Annotated in this window: 16 protein-coding genes; 4 read left to right on the plus strand and 12 right to left on the minus strand. The window is 45.5% G+C overall.

Translation table 11 applies throughout. From position 1 onward, the window contains the following. Positions 1 to 86 precede the first annotated feature (86 nt). From H6A32_RS07815 to H6A32_RS07870, 12 genes are all read right to left on the minus strand, one after another. Entirely contained in the window at positions 87 to 1,388 is a 1,302-nt protein-coding gene (locus H6A32_RS07815) for an ABC transporter substrate-binding protein (protein WP_087168145.1), read from the minus strand. Between the two features lie 94 nt (positions 1,389 to 1,482). Then, positions 1,483 to 2,691 carry a molybdopterin-guanine dinucleotide biosynthesis protein B gene (mobB, locus tag H6A32_RS07820; protein WP_204864063.1) on the minus strand — a complete coding sequence of 403 codons (1,209 nt, stop codon included), beginning with the start codon at positions 2,689 to 2,691 and terminating at the stop codon, positions 1,483 to 1,485. Continuing rightward, positions 2,673 to 3,884 (minus strand): molybdopterin molybdotransferase MoeA, encoded by a 1,212-nt coding sequence (locus tag H6A32_RS07825; RefSeq protein ID WP_204864064.1) that lies wholly within the window; start codon positions 3,882 to 3,884, stop codon positions 2,673 to 2,675. The genes mobB and H6A32_RS07825 overlap by 19 nt, the downstream gene beginning before the upstream one ends. Next, positions 3,856 to 4,473 carry a molybdenum cofactor guanylyltransferase gene (gene mobA / locus H6A32_RS07830; RefSeq protein ID WP_204864065.1) on the minus strand — a complete coding sequence of 206 codons (618 nt, stop codon included), beginning with the start codon at positions 4,471 to 4,473 and terminating at the stop codon, positions 3,856 to 3,858. The genes H6A32_RS07825 and mobA overlap by 29 nt, the downstream gene beginning before the upstream one ends. Beyond that, the gene (locus H6A32_RS07835; RefSeq protein ID WP_204864066.1) at positions 4,474 to 4,908 is read right to left on the minus strand and encodes a 4Fe-4S dicluster domain-containing protein; all 435 of its coding nucleotides are present in this window, start codon (positions 4,906 to 4,908) and stop codon (positions 4,474 to 4,476) included. Beyond that, positions 4,886 to 6,970 (minus strand): molybdopterin-containing oxidoreductase family protein, encoded by a 2,085-nt coding sequence (locus H6A32_RS07840; RefSeq protein WP_204864067.1) that lies wholly within the window; start codon positions 6,968 to 6,970, stop codon positions 4,886 to 4,888. Before H6A32_RS07840 ends, H6A32_RS07835 begins: the two co-directional genes overlap by 23 nt. A 119-nt stretch (positions 6,971 to 7,089) precedes the next feature. Further along, positions 7,090 to 8,745 carry a DUF4091 domain-containing protein gene (locus H6A32_RS07845; RefSeq protein WP_204864068.1) on the minus strand — a complete coding sequence of 552 codons (1,656 nt, stop codon included), beginning with the start codon at positions 8,743 to 8,745 and terminating at the stop codon, positions 7,090 to 7,092. Positions 8,746 to 8,827: 82 nt separating this feature from the next. Further along, positions 8,828 to 10,024 (minus strand): Gfo/Idh/MocA family protein, encoded by a 1,197-nt coding sequence (locus tag H6A32_RS07850; protein ID WP_204864069.1) that lies wholly within the window; start codon positions 10,022 to 10,024, stop codon positions 8,828 to 8,830. Positions 10,025 to 10,035: 11 nt separating this feature from the next. Then, a complete protein-coding gene (locus tag H6A32_RS07855; RefSeq protein WP_191427339.1) occupies positions 10,036 to 11,721 on the minus strand; it encodes a right-handed parallel beta-helix repeat-containing protein in 1,686 nt (561 codons plus the stop codon). Between the two features lie 28 nt (positions 11,722 to 11,749). Then, positions 11,750 to 12,643, minus strand: a complete 894-nt coding sequence (locus H6A32_RS07860) for a carbohydrate ABC transporter permease (RefSeq protein WP_191427338.1) — start codon at positions 12,641 to 12,643, stop codon at positions 11,750 to 11,752. Between the two features lie 10 nt (positions 12,644 to 12,653). After that, on the minus strand, positions 12,654 to 13,541 hold the full coding sequence (locus H6A32_RS07865; RefSeq protein WP_204864070.1) for an ABC transporter permease: 888 nt from the start codon (positions 13,539 to 13,541) through the stop codon (positions 12,654 to 12,656). 12 nt (positions 13,542 to 13,553) lie between these two features. Further along, on the minus strand, positions 13,554 to 15,191 hold the full coding sequence (locus tag H6A32_RS07870; RefSeq protein ID WP_204864071.1) for an extracellular solute-binding protein: 1,638 nt from the start codon (positions 15,189 to 15,191) through the stop codon (positions 13,554 to 13,556). A 227-nt stretch (positions 15,192 to 15,418) separates the two neighbouring features. Here H6A32_RS07870 and H6A32_RS07875 point away from each other — a divergent pair, with 227 nt between their 5' ends. From H6A32_RS07875 to H6A32_RS07890, 4 genes are all read left to right on the plus strand, one after another. Then, complete coding sequence (locus H6A32_RS07875; RefSeq protein ID WP_204864072.1) at positions 15,419 to 17,194, plus strand: sensor histidine kinase; 1,776 nt, start codon at positions 15,419 to 15,421, stop codon at positions 17,192 to 17,194. Then, positions 17,175 to 18,830 (plus strand): response regulator transcription factor, encoded by a 1,656-nt coding sequence (locus tag H6A32_RS07880; RefSeq protein WP_204864073.1) that lies wholly within the window; start codon positions 17,175 to 17,177, stop codon positions 18,828 to 18,830. Before H6A32_RS07875 ends, H6A32_RS07880 begins: the two co-directional genes overlap by 20 nt. A 39-nt stretch (positions 18,831 to 18,869) precedes the next feature. Continuing rightward, positions 18,870 to 19,487: a YesL family protein gene (locus H6A32_RS07885; protein ID WP_204864074.1), complete on the plus strand. Its 618-nt coding sequence runs from the start codon at positions 18,870 to 18,872 to the stop codon at positions 19,485 to 19,487. Positions 19,488 to 19,770: 283 nt separating this feature from the next. Further along, positions 19,771 to 21,273: an alpha-N-arabinofuranosidase gene (locus H6A32_RS07890; protein WP_204864075.1), complete on the plus strand. Its 1,503-nt coding sequence runs from the start codon at positions 19,771 to 19,773 to the stop codon at positions 21,271 to 21,273. Positions 21,274 to 21,541: the final 268 nt, after the last annotated feature.

Genomic DNA, 21,541 nt, shown 5'->3' on the forward strand with positions numbered 1-21,541 from the left:
GTCCTTTCTTTTTACTCAGAAAAGCAGACAGATGCGGGAAAGACAGAGAACCCCTCCCATAGGTGAGGGATTCTCTGTCCCGCTTTCTATTCTGCTGAGTAATCGTATTTACATTCTGCTGTAATCTGTTCGGAAGCTTCTTTCAGTGCGCTTTCCACATCCGGATTTTCTTCCTGGCAGAGATTTAAAAATGTCTGATTTAAGATTGCTCTCATGTCAGAAGTATTGTACGGTCCCATCCACTGTCCGTTTGGAAGAATGTCAAGCAGGAACTCTACCTGAGGCATCTCTTCGATATACTTCTCATTGGTCAGCAGAGATTTTCTCGGCGGCAGCTGGCTGCACGCGATGTTATGTTCTACCAGATTTTCCGGTTCGCTGAAGAAAGAAATGAATTCCCATGCTGCATCCTTGTTCTTGCTGTTTTCCGGAACAATCAGTCCCCATCCTGTTTCGGATGCAAATGCCATCTGGCTTCCGTACTGCGGTACGCTCACATACTCAAAGTCTGTACCGTATTCCAGATCATATGTATCGGTTCCCTCTCCGATTGCCCAGGATCCTACTGATGCCATGTATCCTTTATCCTGATATACATCGTTGAAGCAGTACTCTCCGTCTGTCAGGTGTGTCAGATCACACTCTCCGTTTTTAATCATATCAAGAATTTCATTCATGGCTGTCACGCCTTCTGTGGTTGCAAAGTTCACAGAATCATCTTCTTCAAGATACTGTCCGCCCTGCTGAAGGATCATTGCAAGATAGTTACAGATCAGAGAGTCTGTATCGAACATCTCAAATCCTTTCATCTCTACAAGATCTCCGTTCTGTACGGAAACGCTTCCTGAAACATTACGAAGTTCCTCCCATGTTGTCGGGTAAGAAAGTCCTGCCTCATCAAACAGCTTTTTATTGACAACCATTCCGCCGTACTCCAGATTATACTCCATCGGAACACCGTAGTATTTTCCGTTCTTTTTGTAGCTTCCTACTGTCGGTTCCATGTAGTCCTCGTCCAGCTCCTTTGCCAGATCTTCCGGTACTTCGGAGAGAGCGTCTGTACCGATAAAGTTCGGTGCCATTCCTCCCCATACTGCAATTATATCCGGACCTGCTGTGCTGGATGTGATTGCGGTCTGAATCTTTTCGTTATACACATCATATGGATAATCCTGAACATCTACTGTATATTCCGGATTTTCTTTTTCAAACTTCTCCGCCATTTCCTCATAGGATTTTACCCATGGTTCATTCTGGTGGCACCAGAATGTTAAAGTTGTTTTTCCTTCGCTGTTTTTGTCTCCCTCACTGCTGCTGTCTGATCCGCATCCTGCAAGCATCGAAGCTGTCATCAGAAGAGCCAGCGCTGCTGCCATTTTTCGTTTCATCAATAATCCTCCCTAGTATCTGTAATATTTCATCTATTACTATACTGTTTCACCATAATGGTAGCAAATTGAAATTACGAATAAACTGGTTCATTTATAGTTTATTTCTATAAATCACGCCATAACCGATTCCGACGTCCTCCCCTGTCATCACAAGCTGTTTCACAGCTCTCTGCAGGCTTGTCTGTTCCGGATAGTTTTCTTTATCTTCCCGGATTTCGCCAAATACCCTTTCCTCCGCCTGGCGGAAAGGATAGATGATCTTTTCCACCTCAAACCGGTTCTGGAATTTCAGAATGTTGCTCTGCGGTTTTAAGAGTTTCTGAAGCTTCGGCGAGAGCAGCCACGATTCACAGTCATACATCGTATACTCCGGTCCGAAAAAGCGGTCTGCCTCCGCAAATGATTTTCCGCATTCCTCATCCAGAAGCGACTCTCCTTCCGGAATGTGCACATGCAGAACCTTATTCTCCGGATCCGGCTCAAACTGAAGTCTTCCAAGCCGGAAAATTTTCATCTGCAACTGGAGCGACAGCCAGCGTTCTTCCACAATACCCGGAATTCCCTTCGTTTTCATGCACCGCCTGTACCAGATCGTAAGATCATAAAAGGTATCAAAATAAACGCGGTCGGAAATCCCTTTCTCCATAAATGCCGGGTACAGATCGCATGCCAGACGCAGGTACAGACAGAGATAGAACTGTTCTTTGTCCTTCCTTTTATCTGCTTCCTCAAAAAATGTCTTTGTATCCTCGTAAAATAAATTCTTCCAGTTCTGATAAACTGTCTCCGTCATCGGAAAGGATCCCGCACAGTTCCTTCCCTCCTCCGGAAGCTGAATCTTCTCCATCAATGTTTCCAGCTCCATCATCTGACTCCTCTCTTTTCGTATCTTCTTTTCAATCCGATCCGCAAGTTTTTCTGCATCCGGCAGTTCCTTCGGATCACAGCACCAGTATTTCTCATGATCCGCGTCCTTCATTCCCTCAATCAAAATCACATCCGCCTCAGGAAAAAATGCGGTCAGTTCTTCCAGTTTCGTACCTCTTTGATTTTTCACAAGCTGATATTTTCCGGAAGAAAAAACTGCGGATGCATAGGCACCTGCCTGATAGTGCCTCCAGCTGTCCGTTCCTTCCCGGTCCGCCTCAAAGTCATGGCCGTCATGCTTTATGGCCGCAACCTGAAAGCCTCTTCCGGTGAGAATCCGGATGAGTGATTCCATCAGCGTTGTCTTCCCGGAATTTTTCTCCCCGGCTATTCCAAAGAGCACCGGATGCCCTGCTATATTCTGATATACCATACCTGTTCTCCCTTTTCAATCCGCTCTCTGCCTTTCTCGATTTTTACCAGACAGTTGCAGCCATTCATAGAACTTAAAATCCCTGATTTTTCTTTATCCTGAGGAATGGTAATTCTGCCGGACTCTTCTCTCCCTCTGATGTAGCGGTCTGTTTTGCATGTCTTATGAAAGGCCGTCATCAAAATCCCCTGTTCTTCTTTTGGAAGCAGGTCCTCACATCCCAAAAGACATGCTGCCGCATATCTTACAAGAAGCTCCATGTGCACGGCCGCTGCAAATGGATTCCCCGAAAGGCTTACAACCAAAGTCCCCTGTAAGACAGAACACGCTGTAGGAGAACCCGGTTTTGCGAGAACATGTTCAAAAAGAAACTTTGCTCCTTCCTGCTGCAGAACATCTTTTACCAGATCTTTTTCTCCCACAGAGACCCCGCCCGTCGTCACAACCAGATCGGCGCATCCGGCCGCTTTTCTCAGGCTTGTCCGAATCGTCTCCTCCTCATCCGGTACTTCTTCTGCCAGCACAACTTCTCCGCCAAGCTCCCGCATCCGCTCTGCAATCATAAACAGACTGGAGTCGTAAATCTGTCCGGGCCGAAGCGTTCTGCCAGGAAGGCATAGTTCATTTCCGGTAGTCAGTACCGCAATTTTCACTTTCTTTCTCACCTGGACGCTATGGTATCCTGCTGCAGACGCAATACCGATTCTGACAGCATCCAGCCGGGTTCCTTTCTCAATCAACAGGTCTCCTGTCCGGAAGTCCTCTCCTGCCGGGCAATAGTTCTCATATGGATTCTGGCTTTTTCTTATTCGTACTTCCCGGTCCTGGCCGTCAGTTTCTTCCTGCTTAACGACAGTATCCGCCCCATTTGGAATCGGTGCCCCGGTCATGATCCGCGTTGCTTCACCTGGCCCGATTCCCCGCTTCGGATATTCTCCCGCGCACAGTTTCTCCACAACCCGCAGGCAAACCGGCGTCTCTTTTCCGGCCTCCCTGATATCTTCCGCCCGGACAGCATACCCATCATAAGGAGATTTTGGAAACGGAGGATTGTCCTGCCAGGCCCTGATCTCTTCAGCAAGGATTCTCCCTCCCGCATCCATCAGGCTGACTTCCTCTGTTTTTTCTTCCCTTACAGCCACTTTTTTTATCAGTTCCTGTGCTTCATTCACTGTCACTGTTTTCCCGTCCATCGTTCCTCCTTTGAAGTCTTCGATATTCCTGCTCTGTATTCAGATTGACGAGCTTTTTCAGCTGTTTTGTCCCGTCGAGAAACGTATATTCCTTCGCTTCTTCTGTCTCAAACAGGCTCTTCATTCTGTAATTTCCTGCTGTGCGCTGCCGTTCCATAACGGGAATCATTGCTTTTGTATAGATGCCCGGAAACGGTTCCGGTCCTTTTTCTGTCCGGTAAAATACCGGACGGCCGCTCCGCTCATATTCCCGGAGCATCATTTCTGCCATCTCTTCATCAAGTCCAAAGGTATCGCACGGTACAACAAACAGGGCTTCCTGAGGGCACAGCAAAAGACCGCTCAAGATCCCTCCAAGCGGTCCTGCTTCCTCATAGAGATCTGTAATCCATTTGGCACTCCCCACGGTCTCATTTGGAATCTCAGCTACCGAAATATAAAAATTCTCCAGAGAGCGGAGCGTCTCCATTGCCCATAGAGCCAGATACTTCCCCTGATGCCGCAGATAGAGTTTCTGCCGTCCGCCCATCCTTTTTCCTCTGCCTCCCGCCAGAATGTATCCGGCCAGATCGGTTCTCTGTTTGCTCATCTATTCTTTCTCCAGTGTAATTACATCCAGACAGCAGACGGACACACACGCCGGCTCCCTTCCTTCTTTCAGCCGCTCAATGCAGCCGTCACATTTCGCTGCTTTTTTATTTTCATCCAGAAAAATCACATGATCCGGACAGACCTTTTCACATGCTCCGCAGCCGATACACATCTCCTTGTCAACCAGAATCCATCCGTATTCCTGATCCCGGTAAAGCGCACCTGACGGACATACCTCTGCGCATGCTCCGCAATGAGTGCAGCCCGGACAGATCTCATAAGAAAATCCCTTCTCCTCATCTGTCACCTTCCGGATCGTCCGAAAACTTCTTGCATGAATCTCTTCTGCACCATGATGTGCGTCCAGACATGCCGTATGGCACGCATAACATCCGACGCATCCTGCGGTATTAAATTTCAGTCGATACGGCATTTCCTGTCACCTCCGCCTGCTTTTCTATTTTACAGAAATAGCTTTTATATCCCGGAAAACCCGTATAGGGATCCAGATAGTTCCGGTCAATCAGATTGTTCGCTTCCCCTTTTTTATTTCCGTGATAAATGTAGACCACGCCAGGATTTCCAGTGATGGAATACACGGCTGTCCCCTGCATTTCCCCGGCCGGAGAGGTCACTTTCACCGGATCTCCGTCTGCGATTCCGTAAGTCTTTCCGTCATCCGGATGAATCTCCACCATCGGGTTCGTTTCCAGACCGGAAAGCCATGGAAGCCGGTACATTCTCGCATGGAAAAACTGTGGTTTTCTGGCTCCGGTATTTAAAATCAGCGGATACTCCTTCCGGTCCACCTGATCCTGTTCCCGGAAATCCTTGTAGACAGGCAGCGGATCATATCCTCTGCTTTCCTTATATTTCTCAAGTACCAGTGAGGAAAATTCCACCTTCCCGGACAGCGTATGAAACGGCTCATCCTCGTAAGTCCGTTCCCTCGGCGGAAAAATTACTTTCCCTCTCATTCCGGCCGGATGGCTGCGGAGATCCTCCAGCGTCAGACCCGACGGTTCCAGAATATAATTCATGTAGGATTCGTAGCCTCCAGTCAGTACTTTATCTTTCAACTGCATTCTCCGTGCCAGTTCAATAATGATTTCAATATCATTTTTCGCCTCTCCGACAGGCTCCACCGCCCGCTGATTCAGCGCAAACATTCCTCCCCGAAGCGCCTTGACCTCCTCACGTTCAAATGTGGTGCAGGCAGGCAGTACCAGATCCGCCATTTTGGAAGAGTCCGACCAGAACAGCTCTGTGTTGACATAAAAATCCAGCGTTCCAAGTGCTTTCTGCAGATGCTCCGGCTGCGGCCACATCCGGTGATTCAGTCCCATGGCAAAGACTGCCTTCAAAGGATACGGATCCTCCTCCAGGATATAGTCCGCAAGTCTTGTGCACTGGGCCTCCTGACAAGGCAGATCGAACCACACCGGAAAATCCTTCTCCCCGATGGCCTCTTCTTCGTTATAACGAATGACTTTTCCAAACTCGTTGCACGGTGATGTAGGCCCCGGCCTCGAGCGGTTTCCTCCCTCTATATCATAATTTCCCGTCAGCGCAATCAGACAGAACACCGCCCGGTAGTTCTGAAAACCATTGATATGATGGACAATCGTAGAAACCGAAAACTGGATTCCCGAAGGCTTGTTGCCGGCATAGAGCCTTGCCGCCTCCCGGATCAGATCCGCGTCCGCCCCGGTAATCTCCTGTACCTTCTCCGGTGGAAACTTCCGAACATAATTCTTATATTCCTCAAACCCATGTACATACTTTTCCACGAACTCTTTGTCGTAAAGATTCTCCTCAATAATCACATGGGCCATCGCAAGGGCAAGCGCTCCATCCGTCCCCGGCGTGATCTTCAGATGAATATCCGCCTCCTTCACAGTCACTGTATTACGCGGATCCACCGCAATGATCTTCACACCCCGCTCCTTTAAACTCCGGTACATCTTTCCCATCGGTGTATTAGAATGGAACAGATTGCTCGTCCAAAGCAAAAGCGTCTTCGTATGGGCCAGATCCGGAAAACAGATCCCGTTTCCGTAAACCGACTTCCACGCCAGATCCGAAGCCTGAAAGCAGGTACTCGATTCCGTACAGAAATTCGGACTTTCAAACGCATTTGCGAAGCGCAGAAGCGCAGGCCTGTACCACTTTGGGTAACCCGCATAAAATACCACAGATTTTGCCCCGTACTGCTCCTTCACCCGGTTCAGATTCTCCACAATCAGATCATACGCTTCTTCCCAGGAAATCCGCTCAAACTCTCCGCTTCCCCTCTCCCCGACGCGCTTCATCGGATACAGGATCCGCTCCTCATTATAAAGGTACTGCTTTGACGCCGCTCCCTTAGAACAAAGTCCCCGGCTCTTTCCATTCTCCACACGGCCCTCAACGGAAACAACCTTTCCATCCTCCACATAAACATCCATCGGACACCCGGTCGAACAAATCCCACAGAAAATCTGCTTTTTCTCCATAAACGCTCCGCTGCCTCCTCCCAAACAAACTTCATAGTACGTCTATTATACGTCGGTACACTTCGGAGTGTAAAATAAGGTTTGTCTATCAGTTTATCATCTTTATCTATAGTTATGGACTAAATCCGTTTTGCGATTTCGCGGTTAATCCGGTTCCTCAGAGCAATCAGATAATAGTCTGTTTTCGGGAAACATGTAAATGTCAGAGGCTCTGCCAGATTCTCCTCTATGCATTCCATGACAGTTTCACGTCCTGCCAGAGATTCAAGAAGTTCACATGCGCGCAGATCCTGAAGCGCCTCTTCCAGCACCATCATGCGAATGGATTCCTCCGGATACCCGTCTGTTCCCGGATAAACAAGGAACGGATCTCCCGCCGCAAAACATCCCCCTGCGTCTGTCACCTGATATGGGTTCACCGCTTCCAGCGAATACTGGCTGTTATAAAAATTATAACCCCAGTGCAGAATTCCGGCAATCCGGTATTTATAAAGCTGCAACCCGTAAATCCGGTTACGGAGAGACGGCATTGCCATAAATCGGTTACTCACCTCATAAGACTGCGACACACAATAATAAGTCCACAGATTTTCTACTCCGTGGTTCAGGAATTCTTGAATCGCATCATTTGCCGGAACCGGCTGCTCAACGAGTCCGTGTTCATAAAATTTATAGTCCGAAAGTGCGTCCATCGTATGAAATCCGTCCAGCAGGTCTTCAATAGATTCTCTCGCCGCACGGTAACTATCCAGATCTTCCTCTCGTGGTTCGTCGGACAGATGAAACCAGGTTACCTCAGCGATCCCCCATTCTTTCAGCTTTCCCGTAAGCTGCGGAAGCAGCACATGCAGAAAGTCTGTATACTTTCCTGATGCCGGTGTATGCCATCCAAAGATTTTCTCCTCTTTTCCATCTTTGAGTGCAACCACTTTTGGCGCATATGCGGCTCCCCACTGGGAGAAAAGATGGCTCATCTCAAAATACTGAATGCCGCAGCTTCTGCAAAGATCGACCCAGCGTTTCAGTTTTTCAAACCCAAAGTGATACTCTCCTGATTTCATTTCAATATCGAGGAGCTGTGTTGTCGTCCGCTCATGCCCGACAGCCGTATCAAGCGCCGGTGTAAAAAGCGGTGTAAGAATCATATTGCCGCCGCGTTTTACATACTCCCGGATATAGTTTTCCATAATCTTCCAGTGTTCTTCCGAAAAGACCGGCACATGATAATAATCCGCAAGACAGTCCGCATAAAACCATTCTGTATGCAGGATCTTCTGCTTTGGAAGTACCGCATTGTATATGGTAACTTCTGTCCTTGCTTCCGCAAGTTTTTCCTGGCCTTTCGTTAAGATAATCGTAACAGGATATACTCCGGCCAAAACATCTTCTGGCGTTTCAATATCAATCCAGAGACTCCTCCATTGCTGAGGGTAAATATATGTTTCATTATGTTCCAGTTCTCTTAACAGATCCGGATATAAGCCCGCTTCTGTTTTCAGGTAGTTATCATCTGTCCTGTTTCCGCATGCCTTACATACCGGTACATTTTCCACCTGTCTGACACGGATCAGATCCTTAATCTCTGATTCTACCTGTACCGTTACCCGGCGCCGCTCCGAATCTGTACTCGTACAGGCGGCCTGAAAAGAAATCGTTTCTCCCTTCAGGCAAGTCAGCTTCATACACTCCGGACGATAAACCGGCCTTTCCTCCAGAAAAACTTTCTCCAAAGAACTTACAAGTCTTATTTCATACATCTCTTTTTTCTGCTCCATAATTTCCTCCCGTTTTTCATTTCTTCTATTGTAAAAAAACGGGCACAGCTTTTCAACTGTGCCCCTTCAGGCTTTTGCCCGTTTACCGCATCATCCATGCTCCGTTTGTAAAATCCGGTACTGCTACCGGCTGGCTTCCAAGTGTAATAGACTGTTCCGCCAATGTCGAAATGCTCATCCATGATGCCATATCATATGCATCAATCGGCATCGGTTTATGGTCTCTGATGGCTTCTACAAAATCACAGAAGACAAGCCAGTCCATTCCTCCGTGTCCACGCTTTACTCCTTCTTCCAGATATCGTCTCCACACAGGGTGTTCATATGTTTCTCTGTAAGTTTCGATGTTTCCCCATTGATCCTTCCAGGAGAAATCATACTTCTCATGTTCTCCATCCAGAAAAATCGATCCATTCTCCTCGTTGAACAGTCCTTTTGTTCCCTGCACAAAAAATCCTCTGGAATAATACCTTGGAAGAGTCGTGTCCAGTTTCAGTGTAATCGTTTCGCCATTTGCACATTTAATCAGTGTCGTAACGATATCTCCCTGCTGAAATCTGACCTCACGAAGTTCCTGATCATCCGGCTTTTCTTTTTTGATATACTCTTCCAGTCCTTCCGCTTTCGACGCCATGGATGTCAGTGACACCATACGGTTTCCATGGTTAATTCCAAGAATCCGTGCAATCGGTCCCAGTTCGTGGGTCGGATAATTTTCTGTATTACGGTGAATATAATTTCTCAGTCTGTAATGCCGTTCTTCTTTCCCGTAAGCGACTTCCTTTCTCAAATCATGCATATATCCTCCGGCACAGTGGACAATTTTTCCAAACACGCCCTTTTTTACCATATGGTATGCCATCATCTCGTCCCGCCCATAGCAGCAGTTTTCCAGCAGCATAATCGGCGTTCCCGTTTTCTCATACGTTTCAACCAGTCTCCAGCATTCCTGAATCGAGTAGGCGCCTCCTACTTCACAACCGACCGGTTTTCCTGCTTCCATCGCCTCGATGGCCAGACGGATATGTGATTCCCAGGAGCTGCACAAAATGACCGCGTCAATATCAGAACATTCATATATCTTCCTGTAATCCGTAGTCTGATACGGCTCCTTTCCTGTCTTCTCCACAATCAGTTTTGCCGCTTTTTCACATCTGTCTTCATATACATCGCACACTGCACTGATCACTGCATCCTCATGATTGAGAAAGACATCCTCCAGAAGCATTGCTCCTCTGCATCCCAGTCCGATCAGTCCGATTCTGATTTTTTCACCCATGATGTTCTCCTTTATCCATAATAATCTGTCTGAAACTTTAGTACTCCGTCCAGCTTAAATGCCTCGCCCGCAATCGGCGGAAACTGATCTGTTTTTTCTATTTTGTTATCCTGAAAAATCAGTGTTTCCAGATTAACCGCGTAAACCAGGCGGTTGTCAAAGCATCGAAAGAGATTCTTCCTTACTTCCAGATACTGATGGTATCTCTGTCCTTCTTCCCAGATCCCGGCACTTGGGGATACCTGAATCGGTGCACTTCCCCATTGGGGAACATACGCACAGTTGATAAACTCATTCTCCTCTAGAAGAATATACTTCGTCGCTCCTGACTCAAACCAATAATTAGAGTCTCCTTCGATCAAAATAGCCGCTCCCGGTGTTTCAAACCGGTTCTTCCGCACAATCACCTGCCCCGCGGTTGTTAGTAGAAGCCCCCTCGCCCGGTTGTTTCGAAATGTACAGCCCTCAATCAATACATCCGGCGCATAGGATTTATTCTCTACTACAAACCCCTGTGTCAGAGATTCCATCTCATCTCGAAAGGCGATATACTGAAAATCTTTATTCAGCATCGTAACTTCACAGACTTCTGCTCTTTCTTTTTCCAGCATCGTCCGGTTGTCAATGATCCCGAAGAGTTCTCCCGGCTGTCCCAGTTTTACTCCTTTTTGCATACCTTCCACGAGTTCCACAATGACTTCTTTTTTGTTAAGCACCTTATGAATTCTTCCGTAGATTCCGTGAATATTAACCGGGTCATCCAGCTGATTTTCCACCAGGCAGTCTTTGATCTGAATTTTTCCACCGGCATACACAAAATGAAATCCATCCGCTGTCGCCGTAAACATTCTCTTCTTTACCGGGTGTCTTCGTATATCCACCTGTTCGATTGTAATATTCTTTGTAAACTGTGATATGACTGCCATCCCGGTACAGTGATAAATCGTAATATGTCTTAATGTTACATCTGCGCTGTCTGTAAGATAAAAGCACGGATGCGTCCTCCAGTGATGCCGCAGGATCAGAATATTCCCCGACTTTGATGTTTCGGGAAACTTCTGCCCCCCTGTAAGACTGATTTCCACCAGATTCTCCCCTTCTTCCCGGAAGGTCGCCCCATAGGAAGACGGGTATGGCTTGTTGAAACTGATATCCCTTCCCCTGTATACCGGAGCACATCTCCGGGCATCCATTTCCAGACATCCGCAATACAGTTCAGCAAGTCCATTTTCCTCTTCAAAAAAAATGTTCCCGTGAATGATCCGGTATGGATACTCCTCCCGATTGATCTCAAGAAGCATCTTTTTGTCCGTCACTTTCACAATTTTACCTTCTGAATATCCGGTCCGTGCATAGTCAATTGTGATCCCTTCAATACAGATCTCCCTGCATCTGTCAATATGGAACGGCAGAATATCCGTGTGGAACAGAAACTGCGTATCCGTACCGCTGATTTTGACCTGTTTCATCCCGCTCAGATCAAATGCCACCTTTTTTATGGTGTCTTCATCGTGGTTCGATATGTACAGCAGTTTTTCCCCCGCATAATCCGGATAAAAATGGTAGATCCCCTTTTCAAACCGGATTTCCAGATTCTCTTCCTGCCGTATTTCCTGAAGCATCTTTCTCAGTTTTAAAGTTGTTTCCTTCTCATCACCGGGTATTATCCCGTAATCTCTTACATGAATCTGTCTCATCTTATACTCCACATGCTGATATAATCTTTTAGCCTTTTACACTTCCCAGAACTAATCCTTTTGTAAAATATTTCTGCAGGAAAGGATAAATAATCATAACCGGAATCGCTCCAAGGAACAGCTGTGCCGCCCTTCCTGTCCTTGCGTCCATTTGTACAAGCAATGCCTGAATATCCTGCGCTCCCTGAGAGGAACGAAGCAGCTGCTCAAAGCTTTGAAGCAGTGTCTGCAGATAAGTCTGCAGCGGATAATTGTTCGGGTTGTTCATGTAAATCATTCCGCTGAACCAGTCGTTCCAGTGTGTTACGATACAAAACAGACCTACCGTTGCAAGCGCCGGTTTCAAAACAGGAAGAAGTACTTTCACCAGAATCTGGAACGGACTCGCACCGTCAATGGCCGCCGCCTCTTCAATTTCTTCCGGAATACCTCTCATAAAATTCATCAGAATAATCATGTTGTAAACCGGTACGGCGCCCGGAAGTACAAGCGCCCAGATCGTATCTTTCAGTCCCAGTCCTGTGACAACAAGGTACGTCGGGATCATTCCGCCGGATACGAGCATGGTGATAACAAAGTACACCATGTAAACGCTTCTTCCTGTAACCTGTTTTCTGGTCTTTGACAGAGGATATGCGGTAAGAATCATAAGAATCAGATTAATTCCTACCCCCAGAAATACTCTTTCAAATGAAATCAAAAGGGCTCTTAAAAACTTTCCTCCTTTGAGCGCATACTCATATGCGCTCAAAGTGAAGTCTACCGGGACAAACCCTACCGCTCCTGCAGAAACCGCAGCACTGTCGCTGAAAGAAATTGCCAGGAGATTGATAAATGGAAGGATACATGTCAGCGATACAATCGTCAAAATAAAGATGTTCACAACGTTGAAAATTTTATTGCCTTTTGTTTTATACTGCATTTCATCCCTCCTAGAAAATCTTATATCCCGCACATTTGTCAGCAAGAATGTAGGATGTCAAAACAAGCACTGCGGAAACCGCTGATTTGAACAAACCGATTGCGGCTCCAACCGAGTACTGTGCCTGCTCGATACCAAGACGGTATACATATGTATCAATAATATCCCCGGTCTGGTAAACAATCGGTGAATACAGGTTGTAAATCTGGTCAAATCCTGCATTCAGCACATTTCCAAGAGCAAGCACCAGCATCAGGATAATGGTAGGCATCAAAAGCGGAAGCGTAATATAACGGATCTGCTGCCATCTTGTCGCTCCGTCCAGAATCGCCGATTCATACAGCCCCGGATCAATACTGGTCAATGCGGCCAGATATACAACTGTCCCGAATCCAAAACCTTTCCAGATATCTGTCACGATCATTGTCCACGGGAAAATAGATGCATTCCCAAGAAAATTAACCGGACCGACTCCAAAAATTCCAAGGAACTGATTGATCACTCCTGTATTAGAAAGAATATCGATTAAAACTCCGGCCATAATAACCCAGGACAAAAAGTTTGGAATGTAAATCAAGGTCTGAAAAATTCTTTTCAGCCTGTTGGATACCAGCTCATTGAGCAGCAGTGCAAAGATAACCGGTACGACAATTCCTCCGATCAGCTTGGCCACCGCAATAAAGAATGTGTTCCAGATCGTTCTCAGGAAAGCCGGCTGACTGAAAATATACTCAAAATTTTTCAGACCGACCCATGGGGATGAAAAACCAAGCGCCGGGTTGTAATCTTCGAATGCGATAATCACCCCGTAAAGCGGGATATATGCGAATATGAAGATCAAAATCACGCCCGGAAGCAGCATGAGATGATACTGCCATTGTCTTTTTAATTTTTTCATACGCCCACCTTCTTAGTTGTTTCCATAGGTTTCATTGATTTCTTCTGTCGCCTTTGCACCGCCTGCGCTCTCCCAGTCAGCTACCAGTGTATCAAAATAGTCAATGCTTTCTTCTCCTACAATAATTTTGGTGAATCCTTCGATCAGGATATCATCCAATGTACTTCCTGCACTCAGAAGTGTCTCTGTCTGAGGTCCCCACATAGCGTCACGAATATATTCTTCGTTATCGATAATCTCCTTGGAAATACGATATGCCGATTTTGGTCCGCCCTGCTGCAGATAATCTCCTACTCCTGTAGATGCACCTTCTTTGATAAAGTCTACACAGTTGGAGTATTTTACTCCGTCTTTGCCAAGTGTTGCAGGATCTTCGTCCAGACTTACCGCAAGTGTATCGGTAACTTTGATAAACTGATTGTAGTCTGTATCTGGATTGATAACACGGAGAGCATACGGAATATTTGTATATGCGTTTCCAAACAGTTCGTTGATAAACTCAGTATCTTCCTGATCTCCTTCATCCATGACATGTGCGTAGAAATTGAGGAGTTTCAGCACTGCTTCCGGATTCTTGCAGTCTTTGCTGACTACAATATAGCCATAGTTTGCAAATGTAACATTTGCAAGAACTTCTTCACCGTTAGCCGACGGAATCTTATACGGTTCAAAGATTGCGTCTGTTCCGAGATTCTGTACGACACTCGGGCCCGGATCGTATCCCCAATACTGATAGTACGGGCTGACACCTGTCTGTTCGCTGATTTCGCCTTCCAGCATTTTTTCCAGATCTTTTGTAGTGAACTCCGGATCTACAATTCCGTCTTTGTACCACTGTGTATATGCTTCCAGCGCTTCTTTCATCTCCGGCTGTACCGAGCCGTATCCAAGTGAGCCGTCGGCTGTTTCTACCCAGATATCCGGGTGTGCTCCCCATGCTACCGCAAGCATTTTAAAGCAGTCCAGATCCTGATTTTCTGTCAGGCCGTATCCGCCGTAATTTTCCTGGAAAGCTTTTGCGATCGCAATCACATCGTCCATCGTCTGAGGATCTTCCAGCTTCAGATTCTCTTTCCAGTCTTTCCTGATCCAGATCTGGTTTGGCTGGTCGATGATTCCATAGGACAGCTGAGGAATTCCATACAGTTTTCCGTCCAGATGTCCGGTTTCAAACGTATCGCTCTCCTGTTCCATATAACCTTTCAGAAGATCGGATGCATATTCATCAAAAATATCTGTCAGGTCGTAGATCATATCCGCTTCTTTCAGCTGACGAAGCTGTTGAGCGTCAACACAGAATACATCCGGAATACTTTTGTCTGCAATGGTCAGATTCAGTTTTGTGTCATAATCATTACTTACCCAGTCATTTACAACCTCAATGTTAAACCATTCTTTGTACGCACGATACCACGGGTTGTCATCATAACTGTCTCCTTCCGCGAACTGGATTCCCGCGTTTTCCGGAAGTACAGTGCTGATTGTCACGGTTTCTTCATACGGATCCCACGGATCTTCCGGAATCTCCACGGCTTCCTTATTGGATTTGGATGAACCTCCGCTGGTTCCCTGTTCCATACAGCCGGCCAGCAAACCTGCCATTACGCATCCTGTCAACAAGACTGCAAGTACTTTTTTTCTCTTTTTCATTTTCACTCCTCCATTTCTTTATGATCGTCAGGTTTTCTCTATTATCACGAGTCCTGCGGAAAATAACCATATAAATTCTTTTCTTTTTTATAATTTATTGTCAGTTAAATATATAACAAGCATATTTTTATACAGATCGCAATATTTTATAACTTTTCCAAATTGAATCGTTTCCTTTTCATGATATACTACATTTATTATAAGAAAGCATCAAAGGAGTGGACCAAATGAAACGAAATAATACATTGCTGAAAAAAATTGTCATCCTGTTTTTATGTCTCGTTTTTCCATTGATTATTGTATGGTTTTTCACACTCCAGTACAGCAATCAGATTTTGAGAAAACAGGTTCTTTCTTCCATAGATTCCAACAATACAACCTATATCTCGCATCTGAATAATTCTCTGTATACCATTTACGGATCCGGATTCACCCTTGTGCGCCAGTCTAATCTCCAGACATTTGCAAATGGTCTGTCCGGTCTGTCTACCTACCAGAGATCAGTCCAGATCAATCTTTTGAGAGAAGAACTTTCCTCAGCCGCACTTTCGCTTCCATTCTGCCAGTCCGCCCATGTTTTCTTTGAAAACCAGAAAGTTATGTACAATTCAGACGGATATCAGCTTGGAAGTTTTACCACTATCACAGAAGAAGAAAGCGGTACTCTCAAAGAAATTTCTCAGGAAACAGGTGTATTTCACTATTATCAGAACCCGCTCACCGGACAGGACGAACTTGCCTGCTGCCTGATGCCGTTTTCAAACGCCTCCTACGGACTTATATTTGTGCTTTCCGTAAATGATCTTGATTCCTATATGAAGAATAACATTTCCTATGAGAATGAGCATTACCTTTTCACAATCGGAACGCAGTTCTCACTGTCCAATATGGACAGCAGTATGGAGGATGAATTACGGGACATGTCAAAACAGTTCTCCGGATCCAAAGGCAGTTTTCCCTGTGAGGTCATCACTCTGGACGGCGCGGAGTATTACGCATTCGTTTACGAAATGCCGGATATCTCCTTCCAGTATATCCGCTTAATTCCAACAACAGACATCATAAGCGCTGCAAGCATGACGCCTTTGCTGCATCTGCTTTTTCTGCTGTTGATCTCGATTGCCTGCATTGTCTTCTTCGTGGAAATCTACCGCCTTGTCCACAGACCGCTTGTCCAGCTGATCAATGCGTTCCGCGAAGTAGAAAAAGGAAATTTTAAAGTGCAGATTGAAAACCTGAACAGCCCGGATTTTGCCTATTTATATCATGCTTTCAATGAAATGACGAAAAAGCTGAGCCAGCTCATTGAAAAAGACTATACCCAGAAACTGCTGCTGCAAAAAGCCGAACTGAAACAGCTCCAGGCACAGATCAATCCACATTTCCTATATAACAGTTTTTTCATGCTTCAGCGTATGATTCAGACGGAAAATATGGAAGATGCACAGAATATCGCAAATGCGCTTGGCCTTTATTTCCGCTATCTTACCAGGAACAGCATGGATCATGTCCCGCTCGCCGAAGAATATGAACATGCAAAAAACTATGCATATATACAGGGGCTTCGTTTTGCCGGACGTATACGGATTGATTTTGAACAGCTCCCTGACGGCTTTGAGTCCATCGTTGTTCCGAAACTGATATTACAGCCGATTCTGGAAAACGCGTTTAATTATGGGCTTGCAAATAAAATCAAAGACGGAATCTGTCAGGTCTGCTTTTATCCATCCGGAGATCTGCTGAGAATTGATATTGAGGACAACGGTGAAGAGCTTACGGACCAGAAGCTCCGGCAGCTTACACAAAATCTGATGAAAGTCAGAGAACCCGGTTCTGATCTTGAAATGTCCGGTATCCTGAACATTCAGCGCCGGCTGATCATTTTCTCCAATACCCATGATTCTCTTCACGTGTCGCGTTCTTCACTCGGCGGGCTGAAAGTTTCCATTACACTGGACAAAAAAATAAAGGGGGATCTTACAAATGAAACTGCTGATCGTTGATGATGAACACTATATTGTAAATTATCTCGCCGCACTGATTTTAGAACATGCGGGCGAGGATCTTGAAGTTTATAAATGTTACTCGGGAATCGAAGCGATGGATCTTGCAAAGACCATGAAAATTGATCTGGCGCTGCTGGATATTCACATGCCCGGATTATCCGGCATTGATACCGCCTCCGGCATCGCCGGATATTATCCCGACTGCCGTTTCATTTTTCTTACGGCATTTGATAATTTTGAACACATTTATGCTGCTGACAAGCTTGACCACTCCCGCTATCTCCTGAAAACGGAAAGTGATGAGGTCATTTTGGATGAAGTATTTTCTGCAATCCGGGAAATTCAGTCGGAAGCCGCCAAACTTCATCTGTTGTCTACAGCAAGTCAGAAGTCCATGCTTCTCTCCCATCTGCTGCAGCAAACCATTTTAAAAGAGATTTTTTCAGGTGGAAGTATTGATAAAATTATCCAGTCTCTTCAGATCAGTTTCTCAGAATTTCCACTTGATCTGAACTCGCCCGTTTTCCTGATGTACACCCAGATCCATCATCGTACATTTCAGGAAAAATACCGGATTCATTCCAGGACAACGCTGGAATATCTGCAGCTCATGGACCGGCTGTGCGTCAATAAATTCCACTATTCCATGTTGGATCTGGAACAGGGTACCTTGCTGTGGCTGTTTCAGCCCTCTTTTGACCCGTCCCTTGCTTCCGAATTCGACCTGCTGGAGTCTCTGGCAAATGATTTCAGTGATTATTGTACGGATACCCTGCACCGCCATGTGACAGTTGTGCTTTATCCTGCCGCCTCAGACTGGGAAAACATATACAAAAACTTTTACACGTTGCAGCAGTATGCGGACTCTTTTATCACCAAGGCTCCTTTGATCTATTCCTCGGTCAACATTCTGGATGATGAGCCTTCCTCATTATTCCTGCATTCCGGGGACTATATTGAACGGACCGAAATCGATCGTCTTCTTCAGGAACTGACATTTTCCTTATATCAGGGAAGCGAAACAGACTATGCCGCTGTTTTGAAGAAACTCGAAGAAGAATGCACGACCATCCGGAGCATGCATGATATTCGGGCGATCAAAATTTATATGTCCATCGCCCTGCTGCTTTTAAACTACATTGACCTGTATCAGCTTCAGGAACACCTTGCTTCTAAAATTGCGCTTTACCAACTGTACTACATTTATGACTTTTCCTCATGGAAAGAAGCATTTCATTACATTGGCTCGCTGTCACATCACCTGTTCGAGATACAGGATTCCAAAAAAACCGATAAAAACAATCTGCTGATTCAAAAAATCAAACTTTACATCGGTCAGCACCTGAGCGAAACCATCAATCTTGCCACAATCTCGCGGGTTGTAAATTATAATGAGACCTACATTTCGCGACTGTTCAAGCAGCTCACAGGAATCAGCCTGTCCGAGTATGTTTCCCAGGAACGAATAAAGAAGGCCAAACAGCTTCTGTCATCAACATCCGAATCAATACAGAATATCGCAGCTGTTACCGGGTTCGATACCTCACAGTACTTTTCTATTGTATTCAAGAAAATGACCGGGGTTTCACCCAGCACCTACCGTAAAACCCATTTATATACCCGGGGCGACTGATGTCCCCGGGCAGTTTATATCGGAAAGAGAGGTAAACCTATGAATCGACTGTTTAATATGGATAATATCGTAATGCAGACGCTCGGAAAACTCTTTGATCTTGTTGTGCTGAATATTGTTTTTATCATCAGCTGTATACCGGTTTTTACAATCGGAACATCCATCAGTTCCCTTTATACAGTCACGCTGAAAATAGTGAGAAAAAAAGAACCATACATCATCAAAGGCTTTTTTGAGGCTTTCCGCTCCAATTTCAGGCAGAGCACAATCCTTTGGATCTTCTGCCTTATTATGATCTGCTTCCTTGGATACGACTACCGGATATTAAATGCACAAGGCTCCGATTTTTCCATATTGCGCATCCTCCTGATACTGATCACCCTGATTCTATGCGCCATTTTCCTCTATTTATTCCCGGTTGTATCCTACTTTAACAGCCCGACAACAAAAGCATTACAGAATGCTCTCCTTCTCAGCATCGCCCACTTACCCTGGACACTGCTGCTGTTCCTGTATTACGGCACGATACTTTACCTGCTTCTTCACTTTCCTCAAATACTGGGACTGTTCACACTGATCGGAATGTTCTGCGGATTTTCCCTGTCCGCCCTGATCACTTCACTCATATACAATCACATATTTAAAAAGTATGAATAATTATATATCATCGGGGACGTGTTCCGGCGTTTCGGAACCCGTCCCCGATGAAAAAAATCTGACAATTCCATTTTCCCCTTATTTTATGTGGGTTTCCAGCGTTTTTTGCCCATTTACGTCGTGTACCTGTGAATTGAAATCTGTACTGATCTATGTGTTTCTATGATATACTGTCTTTAGAATATTCTATAGTTTTAATTTTTAAGCCATTCATAAAAAGTATCATTAAAAGTAAAGTAAGCATGACGATTGTATCACGCGAAAAGAGCAAGGAGGATTTTAAATGAAAAAAGCAGAAATTATTGTGGACAGGCATTTTCTTATCGGGGACGTCGACAAACGGATCTTTGGATCTTTTATTGAGCATCTTGGACGTGCTGTATATGAGGGAATCTATCAGCCCGGGAGTCCTTTTGCAGATACAGACGGAATGCGTACTGATGTGTTGGAACTGGTTCGTGAACTTCAGGTTCCTGTCGTGCGGTATCCTGGCGGAAATTTTGTATCCGGTTATCACTGGGAAGACGGTGTAGGTCCGAAGGATCTGCGTCCAGCCCGGCCGGATCCGGCATGGCAGGTCATCGAGACAAATGCGTTTGGACTAAATGAATTCGTGACCTGGGCACAGAAAGCGGATACGGAAGTTATGATGGCAGTCAATCTGGGAACAAGAGGTCCTGAAGATGCCAAAAATCTTCTGGAATATTGTAATTTTGAAAGTGGCACATATTACAGCGATCTTCGAAAAAAGCATGGGTACGAAAAGCCTCATCATATCAAACTCTGGTGCCTGGGAAATGAAATGGACGGGCCATGGCAGATCGGTCACAAGACAGCTGTGGAATATGGACGTACCGCCGAAGAAACCGGACGAATGATGAAAATGCTGGATCCTTCTATTGAAACCGTTGCCTGCGGAAGTTCCAATCTTGAAATGCCGACCTTTGGCTCCTGGGAAGAAACCGTGCTGAATCTGTGCTATGATCAGGTAGATTATCTGTCCCTGCATCAATATTATGGGAACGCAAATGGTGACACTGCAGATTTCCTCGCCAGCAGCGTAGGCATGGATCAATTTATTTCATCTGTAATCTCAATTTGCGACTGCGTCAAAGCCAAAAAGCGAACGAATAAACAGATCAATCTTTCCTTTGACGAGTGGAATGTCTGGTACCACTCCAATGACGCCGACGCAAAACTTCCAAAATGGAGCAAAGCCCCGCATCAGCTGGAGGATATTTACAATTTTGAAGACGCATTGCTCGTCGGAAGTATGCTCATTACTTTACTCCGACACGCAGACCGGGTGAAAATTGCCTGTCTGGCCCAACTGGTTAATGTCATCGCCCCAATCATGACATCTGATACCGGTGCATGGAGACAAACCATTTTCTATCCATTTTTCTACACAAGCCGATACGGCCGTGGTACAGTCATGAATACCATTGTGGAAGCCCCTGTATATGAAAGCAGAACATATGGCGATGCTTCTTACCTGGATTCTGTACTCATATGGAATCAGGAAAACGACGAACTTACACTCTTTGCAGTGAACAAAAGCCTGGAAGAAGATCTCGAAATTTCCTGTGATCTGCGCCAGTTTACTGAATACCGGATCGTTGACCACAAGATTCTCACACACGAAAATTTAAAAGCAGTCAACACAGAAGATCACCCTCTGGAAGTTACACCAGTCTCCGGCCAAAACGCAGCACTCGATTCCGGAAAACTCACCGCCCTCTTCCCAAAACACAGCTGGCAGATGATCCGAATGTGCAAAAAATAATATTTTGGGGACGTGTTCCGGCGTTTCGGAACCTGTCCCCGATGAAAAAAATTTGACAATCCCGTTTTTGCCTTATTTTACGCGGGTTTCGAGCATTTTTTGCTCATTTACGTCGTGTACCTGTGCATCGGAACACGTCCCCAATGTTTTACAATAAAAAATAGGCTACGCCTATTCAACTCCCCTGCCCCTCAATCATGAGGGGGTTGGGGCTTTCTTTTTGTTACATTTTCGTTCATAATAGTTTTATGAATATCTTACAAAAAAT

Origin of the sequence: Drancourtella massiliensis (assembly GCF_016900655.1) — a bacterium.
GTDB lineage: Bacteria > Bacillota > Clostridia > Lachnospirales > Lachnospiraceae > Sellimonas > Sellimonas catena.